Source organism: Streptomyces sp. NPDC027672, from assembly GCF_055566335.1.
This window is the reverse complement of sequence record NZ_JBVHSO010000001.1, coordinates 665,165-677,985: the sequence shown is the minus strand read 5'-3', so window position 1 is coordinate 677,985 and position 12,821 is coordinate 665,165. Positions and strand designations below refer to the sequence as shown.

Here is a 12,821-nt window from a genome sequence, read left to right as displayed (position 1 = left end):
ATCACTGATAGGGACGGAAGCGCGTGGACCTGTTCGAGTACCAGGCGAGGGACCTCTTCGCCAAGCACGATGTACCGGTGCTGGCCGGTGAAGTCATCGACACGCCTGAGGCGGCGCGCGAGATCACCGAGCGGCTCGGCGGCAAGTCCGTCGTCAAGGCGCAGGTGAAGGTCGGTGGCCGCGGTAAGGCCGGTGGCGTGAAGCTGGCCGCCAGCCCGGACGAGGCCGTCGCCCGCGCGACCGACATCCTGGGCATGGACATCAAGGGCCACACGGTCCACAAGGTCATGATCGCCGAGACGGCCCCGGAGATCGTCGAGGAGTACTACGTCTCCTTCCTCCTCGACCGTGCCAACCGCACCTTCCTCTCCATCGCCTCCGTCGAGGGCGGCATGGAGATCGAGGAGGTGGCGGCCACCCGCCCCGAGGCCGTCGCCAAGACCGCGATCGACGCCATCGACGGTGTGGACGAGGCCAAGGCCCGCGAGATCGTGGAGGCCGCCAAGTTCCCGGCCGAGGTCGCCGACAAGGTGGCCCACGTCCTGGTCCGGCTCTGGGACACCTTCATCAAGTCGGACGCCCTCCTGGTCGAGGTCAACCCGCTCGCGAAGGTCGCCTCCGGTGACGTCATCGCGCTCGACGGCAAGGTGTCGCTCGACGACAACGCCGAGTTCCGGCACGAGTGGGCCGAGCTGCACGACAAGGCCGCGGCCAACCCGCTCGAGGCCGCGGCCAAGGAGAAGGGCCTCAACTACGTCAAGCTGGACGGCGAGGTCGGCATCATCGGCAACGGCGCCGGTCTCGTGATGAGCACCCTGGACGTCGTCGCGTACGCCGGTGAGAAGCACGGTGGCGTCAAGCCCGCCAACTTCCTGGACATCGGCGGCGGTGCCTCCGCCCAGGTGATGGCGAACGGCCTGGAGATCATCCTGGGCGACCCGGACGTCAAGTCCGTCTTCGTGAACGTCTTCGGCGGCATCACCGCCTGCGACGAGGTCGCCAACGGCATCGTGCAGGCCCTGAAGCTGCTGGAGGACCGCGGCGAGAAGGTCGAGAAGCCGCTCGTCGTCCGCCTCGACGGCAACAACGCCGAGCTGGGCCGGAAGATCCTCACGGACGCCAACCACCCGCTGGTGCAGCGCGTCGACACCATGGACGGCGCGGCCGACAAGGCCGCCGAGCTGGCCGCCGCCAAGTAAGCACGAGGACGAGGACTCAAACCACCATGGCTATCTGGCTCAACAAGGACAGCAAGGTCATCGTCCAGGGCATGACCGGCGCCACCGGCATGAAGCACACCAAGCTCATGCTCGGTGACGGCACGAGCGTCGTGGGCGGCGTGAACCCGCGCAAGGCGGGTCAGACCGTGGACTTCGACGGCACCGAGGTACCCGTCTTCGGCACCGTCAAGGAGGCCATCGAGAAGACCGGCGCCAACGTCTCCGTCATCTTCGTGCCGGAGAAGTTCACCAAGGACGCGGTCGTCGAGGCCATCGACGCCGAGATCCCGCTGGCCGTCGTCATCACCGAGGGCATCGCCGTGCACGACTCGGCCTCCTTCTGGGCGTACGCCGGCAAGAAGGGCAACAAGACCCGCATCATCGGCCCGAACTGCCCCGGCATCATCACCCCGGGCCAGTCGAACGTCGGCATCATCCCGGGCGACATCACCAAGCCGGGCCGCATCGGCCTGGTGTCGAAGTCCGGCACGCTGACGTACCAGATGATGTACGAGCTGCGGGACATCGGCTTCTCCACCGCCGTCGGCATCGGTGGCGACCCGATCATCGGCACCACGCACATCGACGCCCTGGCCGCGTTCCAGGACGACCCCGACACCGACCTGATCGTGATGATCGGTGAGATCGGCGGCGACGCCGAGGAGCGCGCGGCCGCGTTCATCAAGGAGAACGTGACGAAGCCGGTCGTCGGTTACGTCGCGGGCTTCACCGCGCCCGAGGGCAAGACCATGGGTCACGCCGGCGCCATCGTCTCCGGTTCCTCCGGCACCGCACAGGCCAAGAAGGAAGCCCTGGAGGCGGCCGGCGTCAAGGTCGGCAAGACCCCGACCGAGACGGCGAAGCTGGCCCGGGAGATCCTGAGCGCCTGAGCGTTCCGGCTCGACGACAGGTAGGCCCGTCCCCCCGCCCGGGGCCGGGCCTACCGGCGTCTGACCGCCGCTCACCGTGGCGCACCGCCACCCGGTGCGCGTCACCCGCCCGGCCGTCACCGTGGCTGGGGTGCCACCCGCTCCGGTCCGCCGGTGCGCCGCAGCTTCGCCCGCAGCGCCTGTTCCTCCCGTGACAGCGGCCCCAGCCCGGCCGGGGCCGGCACGCCCTCGACCGCCCGCGCCGGGGCCACCGGCGCCTCGTACCGCGTCGGCGCCGTCCGCAGCGTGAGCGTCGTCGCGCCGACGATCGTCACCGTGAAGGCGATGGCCGCCCGGGTCCAGAAGACGTTCCGGCGTTCGCAGCCGGTCCGGACGATCGTCGCCCCGGGCGCGCTCAGCCGCTCGGCCGAGGCCAGTTCCAGCAGCCGGCGGTGGAGCGCGGCCGGATCGGCCAGCTCGGGCAGCCGCTCGGCCACCGCCTCCCGGGCGTGGGTCAGCCGTCTCGCGGCGGCCGGTGTGCTGGCCTCCGTCTCCGCCGCCGTCTCCGGCAGGCCCAGGCCCACACCGTCGTACAGGACCAGGGTGCGCCGGTACGACGGCGGCAGTCCGAGCAGCGCGTGCAGCAGTTCCCGGTCGGCGGCGTCGGCGGGCGGGGGCTCCGGGGAGCGGTGGCGCGGACGGAAGCGGTGCCAGGGGGAGAGCGCGCAGTCGTAGGCCACCGCCCGCACCCAGCCGGCCGGATCGCGGTCCCGGGCCACGTCCGGCCAGCGCTGCCAGGCCAGCTGGAAGGCCCGTTCCACGGCCTCGCGGGCCAGCTCGCGGCGCCCGGTGAGCAGATAGGCCTGGCGTACGAGGGCCGGGGCGCAGAAGGCGTAGAGCGCGTCGAAGGCCTGATCGGGTGTCAAGTGCCGGGAGCCGCCGGTGCCGCCGTCCCGTTGCTCCGGTTCCTCGATTCCGGGGTCCGGGCCCGCCTGCCCGGACGCCGTCTGAGCCGGCGTCAGCGACCGGGACCGGCGCACGCGTCGGCGTCTGCCCGGCGGTGGCGGCGGGCCGGCAGGAGTCTGCGTCGTCACCATGCGCCCTTTCGTGGGAAAAAGAACATAAACATATATTGGGCGACACATCGGGGGTTCGCCTGTTACGCCGGGAAAGCGCGTGTCGTTGGGAGCATGGCCGGTGTGATCCAGCCGACCGTCCGCCACCCGTTGTCGTCGCCCGCGCTCTCCCGGCTCCGCGACCGCTCGCCCGGACTCGCCGCCGGCCTGCTGGCCGGTGCCGTCGCCGCCGGTCTGGGCCTCGGCGCGCTGGCGGTGCTCGTCATGGTGCTGTGGGTCAGTTCGCCGTACCCGGACAGCGGACCGGACGGCGCGCTGCACGTCGCCGCCGGCCTGTGGCTGCTGGCCCACGGCGTCGAACTGGTCCGCACCGGCACCCTCTCCGGCGCTCCCGTGCCCGTCGGCGTCACCCCGCTGCTGCTGCCCGTCCTGCCGGTGTGGCTGGTGTACCGGGCGGCGCGGGACGCCACCGACGCCTCCGCCGAACCGGACGGCCCGCCCCCGGTGCCGGCGCGCACCGCGTGGACGGGCGTGGTCCTCGGTTATCTGGCTGTCGGCATCGCCGCGGGCCTGTACTGCTCCGGCGGCGAACTGCGCCCGCACTGGGGATGGCTGACGCTGTGTCTGCCGGCCGTGACGGCGAGCGCGGCCGGCGTCGGGGTCTGGGCGGGGTACGGCCACCCGCGCGAACCGCTGTCGCGCGTGCTGGCGGTGGTGCCGGGCCGGGTGCGGCGGCTGGTGCTGGGCACCGACGAGCGGGCCCGGCTGGGCGCGGCGGTACGCGCCGCCGGTGCCGCCACGACGGTCCTGCTCGGCGGCGGTGCCCTGCTGGCCGGGGTGTCGCTGGTGTGGCACGGCGCGCCGGCACGGGCCTCCTTCCTCCAACTGGCGGAGGGCTGGACGGGCCGGTTCGCCGTACTGCTGCTCGCGGTGGCGCTCGTGCCCAACGCCGCGGTGTGGGCCGCGTCCTACGCCCTCGGTCCCGGCTTCGCCCTCGGCACCGGACACCTGGTCACCCCGTTCGCCTCCGACCCGGCCCCGCTGCTGCCGCCGTTCCCGCTGCTGGCCGCGGTGCCGGACCCGGGCGCCGGTGCGCCGCAGAACTGGGCGGCGGCAGCGGTGCCGGCGGTGGCCGGGATGGTGGCGGGCTGGTTCGTGGCGCGGGCGGCGGTACGGCGGCCGAGGCCCGGAGCGGCGGCGCGGGCCCGCTGGTCGGCCGGCCAAACCGCCGGGGTGGTCCTGCTGACGGCGGTGGTCTGCGCGGCGGCCGTCGCCCTGCTCGCCGCGTTCGCGGGCGGCCCCGTGGGCGTGGCCGCGCTGGCCCGCTTCGGCCCGTTGTGGCTGCGGGCCGGGGCGGCGGCCGGGGCCTGGACCCCGGTGTGCGCGCTGCCGGTGGCACTGCTCGCCCGGCTGTGGCACCTGCGCCGGCCCGCGCATGCCGACGGCCATGCGGAGCGGGGCGCGGGGGCGGGGAGTACGACGCTGACTGGAGCGACGGCCAAGGGAGCCAAGGCGGCCAAGGGAGCCAAGGCGGCCAAGGCGGCCAAGGGGGCCAAGGGAGCCAAGACGGTGGACCGGGCCGCTGCGGCGAAGTCGAAGTCGGCGGGGCCGGCGGACGCGGGGAGGGCGGAAGGCGCGGACAAGGTGACGGCGCCCCGGCCACCGGTCGGCACCGGGGACGCCGAGGCGGACCTCTACGATTTCGTGCCGGCCGAAGACCCGTTCCCGACATCGTTCGCCGAGCCGCTGCCCGGTGACCGGTACGACGACGGCGCCCGCACCGCCCGCTGGACGCCCCTGACGGAGACCGAGTCCCAGGCCGCTCCCGACCCCGCCCCCTGGCCCCCCACGGACCAACCGGCCACGGACCGGCCACCCACAGGCCAACCGGCCCCCGACCGGCCATTCACAGGCCAACCGGCCATGGACCAACCGGCCACCGACCGGCCGTTCACCGGCCGACCGCCCATGGACGCCGGTCCGGACTCCCGGCCGGTCTCCTCCGAGTGAGCGGCGTCAGCCGTCCTGGCCGCCCAGCACGCCCCGCAGCTCGTGCGGCAGCAGGCTGTCGCAGGACTGCTTGGCCTCGTGGGTGAGGGCGTCGCTGACGCAGGTGTAGTAGTCGCGGTAGACGAGCTGGACGGTGAAGGACGACGCCACCAGGACCAGCGCGAGGGACGCCGTGACCAGGCCGCCGACGGCCGCCGTCGTGTGGGGCCGGCCGGCCGGGGGCGCGGGGGCCGCCTGAGGTGCGGGGGCCGCCGGGGGCGCGGGGGCCGCTCCGGGAGCCGCCGGTGCGTCCGGGGCCGGGCGGTGCGGCTTGGCGCGCAGCGCGCTGCTGCCCCAGTACAGGGCCAGGGCGCCCAGCAGCAGGGCTACGTACGGCCAGCTGAACAGGGCGAAGAAGACGGACCACATGCCGGAGAGCAGGGCGTACCGCGCGCGGCGCTGGGCCGGGTCGGCCGGGTCCCAGCGGGCCGGCGGACCGGTGGGCCCGCCGGGACCCTGCGGGCCGCCGCCCGGCCGTTCGCCGAAGCCGCCGGGGGAGCGGCCGGGCTGCTGATCGCTCCACTGACTGCCCCAGGGCGTATAACCCCCGGGACCCTGTCCCTGACCCGGGCCGTGCCCCGGACCCTGCCCGGCACCGGGACCACCCTGCCCCGCACCGGAACCCTGCTGTCCCTGCCCCTGGCCCCCACCGGAGCCCTGCCAGGGCCCGTACCCGGGACCCGCGCCGTACCCGGGACCCGCCGGGCCGCCGGGATGGCGGGGCCGCCACGGCTGGTCCGGAGTGCCCTCCGGCGGCGGCGCGAACGGATTGTCGTCCTGGCGCTCACCGCCCGGCCCGGAACCGCCCGCCCCGGGCGCACCGGTACCGCGCCCGGACCCGTCCGGCCCGGCCGCACCCGCACCCCGCCCGGAGCCGTTCCGCCCCGAGCCGTCCCGGCCCGTGTCCCCGTGCCCGGAGCCGCCCTGCCCCGAGCCGTCGGGGCCGCCCCGTGGGCTTCCCGCCGGCGGGGAGGAGGGGCGCTCCCGCAGCAGTGCGGCGCCACGCTCGCCTCCCTGGGCCGGGCGCGGCGGGAACGTGAGGAGTCGCAGGCTGCGATCGGGCATCAAAAGAGCGTCTTCCCCTAGGTGACTTGCGGCAGTCCGACGTGAGCTTTCCACCCGGTGAACGCACCGCACGACGACCGCGTTCCCGAGGTTGCTCTTTCGTGATTCCCCGCGAACGCTACCTTCCGGCCGGCCACCCGTCCCGAGGGGCCCGTCCTGAGTGCCGGTATCGTTGCTGACGGCCGGCCGCTTCGTAGACTTCCCCGTATCCGGGGTCGCGAAGCATTTGTACGACTGTACAAACGGCCGCACCACGGATCGCCACCCGAGAAAGGGCCCCATCGTGGCCGCCACCTCCGCCGGCCCGGCTGCCAAGCGCCTCGTCGTGCTGGTCTCCGGCTCCGGCACCAATCTGCAGGCGCTGCTGGACGAGATCGCCGCCGCCGGCCCCGAGGCGTACGGCGCCGAGGTCGTGGCCGTGGGCGCCGACCGCGAGGGCATCGAGGGACTGGCCCGGGCCGAGCGCGCCGGGATCACCACCTTCGTGTGCAAGGTGAAGGACCACGGCACCCGTGAGGAGTGGGACGCGGCCCTCGCCGAGGCCGTCGCCGCACACGCGCCCGACCTCGTGGTCTCCGCCGGGTTCATGAAGATCGTGGGCAAGGAGTTCCTGGCCCGGTTCGGCGGCCGGTTCGTCAACACCCACCCGGCCCTGCTGCCCAGTTTTCCCGGCGCCCACGGCGTCCGTGACGCGCTCGCGTACGGCGCCAAGGTCACCGGCTGCACCGTCCACTTCGTCGACGACGGCGTCGACACCGGGCCGATCATCGCTCAGGGCGTGGTCGAGGTCCGGGACGAGGACGACGAGAGCGCGCTGCACGAGCGCATCAAGGACGTCGAGCGAAGGCTGCTCGTCGAGGTCGTGGGGCGGCTCGCCCGCAACGGCTATCGCATTGAGGGACGAAAGGTAGTTATCCAGTGACCGCCGAGAGCAACAAGCGGGCCATCCGTCGCGCACTCGTCAGCGTCTACGACAAGACCGGTCTGGAGGAGCTGGCCCGCGGGCTGCACGAGGCCGGTGTGGAACTGGTCTCGACCGGCTCCACGGCAGGCCGGATCGCCGCCGCCGGCGTCCCCGTCACCAAGGTCGAGGAGCTGACCGGCTTCCCCGAGTGCCTGGACGGCCGGGTGAAGACCCTGCACCCGAAGGTGCACGCGGGCATCCTCGCCGACCTGCGCCTGGACAGCCACCGCGCGCAGCTCGCCGAGCTGGGCGTGGAGCCGTTCGACCTGGTCGTGGTCAACCTCTACCCGTTCCGGGAGACCGTCGCCTCCGGCGCCTCGCCCGACGAGTGCGTGGAGCAGATCGACATCGGCGGCCCCTCCATGGTCCGCGCCGCCGCCAAGAACCACCCGTCCGTGGCCGTGGTCACCAGCCCGGAGCGGTACGCCGACGTGCTCGCCGCGGTGCGCGACGGCGGCTTCGACCTCGGCGCGCGCAAGCGGCTGGCCGCCGAGGCGTTCCGGCACACGGCCGAGTACGACCTCGCGGTCTCCTCCTGGTTCGCCTCGGCGTACGCGCCCGCCGACGACTCCGGCTTCCCGGAGTTCGTGGGCGTCGCCTACCAGCGCAAGAACACCCTGCGCTACGGCGAGAACCCGCACCAGGACGCCGCCCTGTACGTCGACGGCACCGGCGGGCTCGCCGAGGCCGAGCAACTGCACGGCAAGGAGATGTCGTACAACAACTACACGGACACGGACGCCGCCCGCCGTGCCGCGTACGACCACACCGAGCCCTGCGTCGCGATCATCAAGCACGCCAACCCCTGCGGCATCGCGGTGGGCGCGGACGTCGCCGAGGCGCACCGCAAGGCGCACGCCTGCGACCCGGTCTCCGCGTACGGCGGTGTGATCGCCGTGAACCGGCCGGTCAGCAAGGAGCTGGCCGAGCAGGTCGCCGAGATCTTCACCGAGGTCATCGTGGCCCCGGACTACGAGGAGGGCGCGCTGGAGGCCCTCACCAAGAAGAAGAACATCCGCGTGCTGCGCTGCCCGTCCGGCCCGGCCCAGACCGTCGAGGTCAAGCCGGTCGACGGCGGCGCGCTGCTCCAGGTCGCCGACCGGCTCCAGGCCGAGGGCGACGACCCGGCCGGCTGGACGCTGGCCAGCGGTGAGGCGCTGTCCGAGGCGGAGCTGCGGGAGCTGGCCTTCGCCTGGAAGGCGTGCCGTGCCGTGAAGTCCAACGCGATCCTGCTCGCCAAGGACGGCGCGTCGGTCGGTGTCGGCATGGGCCAGGTCAACCGCGTCGACTCCTGCAAGCTGGCCGTCGAGCGGGCCGGCGAGGAGCGGGCCCGGGGCGCGTACGCGGCCTCCGACGCCTTCTTCCCGTTCCCCGACGGACCGCAGATCCTGATCGACGCCGGGGTCCGGGCGATCGTCCAGCCGGGCGGCTCGATCCGGGACGAGCAGGTCGTGGCGGCCGCCAAGGAGGCGGGCGTGACCATGTACTTCACCGGCACCCGCCACTTCTTCCACTGATCCCGAGCGGTCCGTACACACGCGTGGTCCCGCCCGTCGTCCGACGGGCGGGACCACGCGTGTGTGTGCCGGGATCAGTACCGCGGGCGCTTGAACCAGGCCGAGGCCGAGCTGTTGACCATCGACGCCAGGATGATGCCGCCGAACGCCAGCGAGATGACGCCGCCGAAGGTCCCCGAACCGCCGGCGCCGTTCACGATGTTGACCAGGCTGCCGAGCAGCAGCAGGGACGCGTACACGATCGTCGTGACGCGGATGCCGCCGCCGCCCTTCTTGAACTTCACGCCGAGGAAGATGGACAAGGTGCCCAGCGCCAGCATCAGCAGCGCGAACGCGATCAGCGCGCCGGTGGCCGTGCTCGTGTCGTCACCCGAGCCGATGCCGTTGGAGACGTCCTGCGTGGCGCCGGCGGCGATGCCGAGGAACAGACCGGCCAGGTACTGGAAGCCCGCCAGGATGAACAGCAGCACCCGCGCGGTCTTGATCAGGCCCGGCATCTCCATCGGCACGCCGTAGCCGTACGGCTGCTGCACCGGGGGCGCGGCCGGGTAGCCGTAGCCCGGCTGCTGGCCCTGCGGGGCGGCGGGATAGCCGTAGCCGGGCTGGCCCTGCGGCTGCTGCGGCGGGTAGCCCGGCTGCTGGCCCTGCGGCGGGCCGTACGGGTTGTTCGGGTCGCCGAAGCTCATGGCGGTGTTCCTCCGTCTGCGTTGCTCAAGTGCGGGGACGACGCGCGGCACATTCGGAGGAGAAGTTCTACAGATGCGGTCCGTCCCCCCGGTACTGCCCGCGGCACTGTGTGCTCATCGTTCTTTAACAGCCTCTTACTTGTCCAGCCGGATACGTCAGGTGTTGTGCAAGTGCAACATCACTGATCAAGCCGTGACACCCGGATTGGAACCGGGGCCGGGTCATCCGCGAGGATGGGGACATGACCGCCCAGATTCTCGATGGCAAGGCCACCGCAGCCGCGATCAAGTCCGATCTGACCGCCCGCGTGGCGGCGCTGAAGGAGAAGGGCGTCACGCCCGGCCTCGGCACGATCCTCGTCGGGGACGACCCCGGCAGCCAGAAGTACGTCGCCGGCAAGCACCGCGACTGCGCCCAGGTGGGCATCGCCTCCATCCAGCGCGAGTTGCCGGCCACCGCCACCCAGGAGGAGATCGAGGCGGTCGTCCGCGAGCTGAACGAGGACCCGGCCTGCACCGGCTACATCGTCCAGCTGCCGCTGCCCAGGGGCATCGACGAGAACCGCATCCTGGAGCTGATGGACCCGGCCAAGGACGCCGACGGCCTGCACCCGATGAACCTCGGCCGCCTGGTCCTGAACGAGCCCGCCCCGCTGCCCTGCACCCCGAACGGCATCCTCACCCTGCTCCGCCGCCACGGCGTGGAGATCAAGGGCGCCGAGGTGGTGGTCGTCGGCCGCGGTGTCACCATCGGCCGTCCGATGCCGCTGCTGCTCACCCGCCGCAGCGAGAACGCCACCGTCACCCAGTGCCACACCGGCACCCGTGACCTCTCCGCCCACCTCAAGCGCGCCGACATCATCGTCGCGGCGGCCGGCTCGCCGCACCTGATCCGCGCCGAGGACGTCAAGCCGGGCGCGGCCGTGCTGGACGTCGGCGTCTCCCGCAACGCGGAGGGCCGGATCGTCGGCGACGTCCATCCGGACGTGACCGAGGTGGCCGGCTGGATCTCCCCGAACCCCGGCGGCGTCGGCCCGATGACCCGGGCGCAGCTGCTGGTCAACGTGGTCGAGGCGGCGGAGCGCAGTGCCGGCTGAGGACGCCCGCGGGCAGGCGGAGCCGACCGTCCGCGACGCGGTCAGCGCGCCGGACGCCAAGGGGCGTCCGCGCCGCGTCACCCGCCGCTTCCCGCTCTTCACCAGGGACACCGCCCGGCCGGAGGGCGGCGGCCGGGCCGCGGCCGGCGACGCCCCGGCGCCCGCCCGGCAGTGGCCCCTGCTCACCGTGGTCGGCCTGGTGGCGCTCGGCCTGCTGGTGACCGCGCTGGACGCGTTCCGCCCGGGGACGCTGATCGTCGGCGCCGCGCTGCTGACCGGCGCGGTGCTGCGCTGGCTGCGGCCGGACGTCGGCATGCTCGCCGTACGCTCCCGCTTCACGGACATCGTGACCTACGGCGTCCTGGGCCTGGTGATCGTCCTGCTCGCCTTGATGATCCAGCCCGACCCGCTGCTGAAACTGCCGTTCCTGAAGGACATCCTGCACTTCACACTCGACAAGTAGCGCACCCCGCACGACCGGTGGCCCGCCCTCCCTCCGGGGACGCGGGCCACCGCCGTACCGCCCGGCGCCCGGCGCGGCTCCGGCTCGGGTGCGGCCGGTCCCGGGAACTGGGATCCTTGGGCCGGCGCGGTCCCGTTGGGTGGCCGGGGAGCCGCGCGAGATCGACAGCACGACCGGGGGAAGAGGGAAGACCCATGCCTCGTTGGAACGCCTTGCCGGACGATCTGGACCCGCGGATCGAGGAGTTCACCGGCCGGCTCCGGCAACTCGTGGACCGCAGCGGACTGTCCGTCGCCGAACTGGCCGGCCGGACGGGCTACGGCGCGTCGTCCTGGGAGCGGTACCTGAGCGGCCGGCTGCTGGCGCCCAAGGGCGCGGTCATCGCGCTCGCCGAGGCCGCCGGTGCCCCGCCCGGCCCGCTGACCACCCTGTGGGAGCTGGCCGAACGCGCCTGGACCCGGGCGGAGGTACGGCAGGACAGCACCCGGGACGCGCTGCGCGCCGCCGCCTCCCGGGCGGCGCTCGGGGACGGGGCGACGGCGGCGGAACCGGCGGCCGGCACGGAGACGGGGACCGGGGCGGCCCGGCTCGTCACCAAGGGCGCGGGAGCCGCCCGGCGGGCCGGGAAGGGCGGCGGTGGTGACGGCGCCGCGCCGGGGACCGCGGGTGCCTCCGGAGCACCGCCGGCCGTGCCCGCGACCGGGGTCATCCCCGCCCAGCCGTCGGCGGACACGCCCGTCAAGAACTCCTGGGGACTGGCCGGTTACCGGGGCCCGTCCACGGCGAGCGCCCGCCCGGTCCCCCGGCCCGCCGCCCGCCCGGACACCCCCGCGCCCACCCCGGCCGCCACCCCCGCCACCCCGTCCGCCGCCCTCGCCGCGCCGTCCACCGGCCCGCACACCCCGGCCCGCCCGGTCCGGACGCAGGGCACCCCGGCAGCCGGGACCGCCCGGCCCGCGCCGCAGCGCCCGGAGCCGGGGGAGCGCTGGTCCGCGCGCCGGCAGCAGTTGACGATGTTCCTCGCGGGCCTGGTCGGTGTGCTCGTCCTCATCGGCGGGGTCGTCTTCTTCACCCACCGGGGCGGCGACGACCAGGGGAAGGCCGCCGGACGGCCCACCCCCTCGGCCTCCGCCCGGACCAGCCCGCCGCCCGGCGTCAAGTGCGCCGGGGCCGCCTGCGCCGGCCAGGACGCCGAGGCCATGGGGTGCAGCGGGGACCTGGTGACCACCGCCAAGACCGCCACCGTGGGCACCACCACCCTGGAGGTCCGCTACAGCAAGGTCTGCGGCACGGCCTGGGGCCGGATCACCAGCGGGGCGCCGGGCGACACCGTGCGGGTCACCGCGGGCAAGGAGCGGCAGTCCGGCGACATCACCGCGGCGGGGGACACGATCGGGTACACCCCGATGGTCGTCGTACGCAGCCCGGCGCAGGCCAGGGCGTGCGCCACGCTGGCCTCGGGCCAGTCCGGCTGCACGGAGTGACGGGCGGCCCGCGGCGGCGGGGAGACGGGAGCGAGCGCGGCGCGCGGCGGCGGGGAGACGGGGGTGCGGCGCCGGGGCAGATGCCGGGGAGAAAAAAAGAAGAGCCGATTCCGGTACGCGCGCATAACGCCGCCGATCCGGGGCACACGATCCGTACCCCCACGGGAGTCCGGTACCCCGGCCCCCACGGCGGCCGTCCCCGGTCCCTCCTCTCCCTGACCCGGACGGCCGCCCCCCTCTTTTTCCGCCGCCGGCGGGCCGGTACGCCCGGGTGATCCCCTTGTGGGGTGAGCCACACGGCCCCGGACGTCCGGCCTGTCGGATGCGCGAT

General features: G+C 74.0%; 11 protein-coding genes. 8 read left to right on the top strand and 3 right to left on the bottom strand.

Going from position 1 to position 12,821, the window contains the following annotated elements; translation table 11 throughout:
- Nucleotides 1-23: 23 nt before the first annotated feature.
- Nucleotides 24-1,199, top strand: coding sequence for an ADP-forming succinate--CoA ligase subunit beta (gene sucC, locus ACZ4SV_RS03025; protein ID WP_365883080.1), 1,176 nt, complete (start codon nt 24-26; stop codon nt 1,197-1,199).
- A gap of 26 nt (nt 1,200-1,225) precedes the next feature.
- Nucleotides 1,226-2,110, top strand: coding sequence for a succinate--CoA ligase subunit alpha (gene sucD, locus ACZ4SV_RS03020; protein WP_161288794.1), 885 nt, complete (start codon nt 1,226-1,228; stop codon nt 2,108-2,110).
- Nucleotides 2,111-2,226: 116 nt separating this feature from the next.
- On the opposite strand, the gene ACZ4SV_RS03015 is transcribed toward sucD, so the two are convergent.
- Nucleotides 2,227-3,186, bottom strand: a complete 960-nt coding sequence (locus ACZ4SV_RS03015; RefSeq protein ID WP_468000923.1) for an RNA polymerase sigma factor — start codon at nt 3,184-3,186, stop codon at nt 2,227-2,229.
- Between the two features lie 93 nt (nt 3,187-3,279).
- On the opposite strand from ACZ4SV_RS03015, the gene ACZ4SV_RS03010 reads away from it, so the two are divergent.
- Entirely contained in the window at nt 3,280-5,175 is a 1,896-nt protein-coding gene (locus tag ACZ4SV_RS03010; RefSeq protein ID WP_468000921.1) for a cell division protein PerM, read from the top strand.
- Between the two features lie 6 nt (nt 5,176-5,181).
- Here ACZ4SV_RS03010 and ACZ4SV_RS03005 read toward each other — a convergent pair whose 3' ends face one another.
- Nucleotides 5,182-6,279, bottom strand: a complete 1,098-nt coding sequence (locus tag ACZ4SV_RS03005; RefSeq protein ID WP_468000919.1) for a hypothetical protein — start codon at nt 6,277-6,279, stop codon at nt 5,182-5,184.
- A gap of 283 nt (nt 6,280-6,562) precedes the next feature.
- Here ACZ4SV_RS03005 and purN point away from each other — a divergent pair, with 283 nt between their 5' ends.
- Both purN and purH read left to right on the top strand, forming a co-directional pair.
- Complete coding sequence (gene purN / locus ACZ4SV_RS03000; RefSeq protein ID WP_365884142.1) at nt 6,563-7,201, top strand: phosphoribosylglycinamide formyltransferase; 639 nt, start codon at nt 6,563-6,565, stop codon at nt 7,199-7,201.
- Nucleotides 7,198-8,760: a bifunctional phosphoribosylaminoimidazolecarboxamide formyltransferase/IMP cyclohydrolase gene (gene purH, locus ACZ4SV_RS02995; RefSeq protein ID WP_365884144.1), complete on the top strand. Its 1,563-nt coding sequence runs from the start codon at nt 7,198-7,200 to the stop codon at nt 8,758-8,760. Before purN ends, purH begins: the two co-directional genes overlap by 4 nt.
- A gap of 74 nt (nt 8,761-8,834) precedes the next feature.
- Here purH and ACZ4SV_RS02990 read toward each other — a convergent pair whose 3' ends face one another.
- A complete protein-coding gene (locus tag ACZ4SV_RS02990; RefSeq protein WP_365876119.1) occupies nt 8,835-9,446 on the bottom strand; it encodes a hypothetical protein in 612 nt (203 codons plus the stop codon).
- A gap of 242 nt (nt 9,447-9,688) precedes the next feature.
- On the opposite strand from ACZ4SV_RS02990, the gene ACZ4SV_RS02985 reads away from it, so the two are divergent.
- The 3 genes from ACZ4SV_RS02985 (at nt 9,689) to ACZ4SV_RS02975 (ending at nt 12,490) form a co-directional block, all read left to right on the top strand.
- Nucleotides 9,689-10,543 carry a bifunctional methylenetetrahydrofolate dehydrogenase/methenyltetrahydrofolate cyclohydrolase gene (locus tag ACZ4SV_RS02985; protein WP_365876117.1) on the top strand — a complete coding sequence of 285 codons (855 nt, stop codon included), beginning with the start codon at nt 9,689-9,691 and terminating at the stop codon, nt 10,541-10,543.
- Entirely contained in the window at nt 10,533-11,006 is a 474-nt protein-coding gene (locus ACZ4SV_RS02980; protein ID WP_468000915.1) for a DUF3017 domain-containing protein, read from the top strand. The genes ACZ4SV_RS02985 and ACZ4SV_RS02980 overlap by 11 nt, the downstream gene beginning before the upstream one ends.
- 194 nt (nt 11,007-11,200) lie before the next feature.
- Nucleotides 11,201-12,490, top strand: a complete 1,290-nt coding sequence (locus tag ACZ4SV_RS02975) for a helix-turn-helix domain-containing protein (protein WP_468000913.1) — start codon at nt 11,201-11,203, stop codon at nt 12,488-12,490.
- The last annotated feature ends 331 nt before the right edge of the window (nt 12,491-12,821 follow it).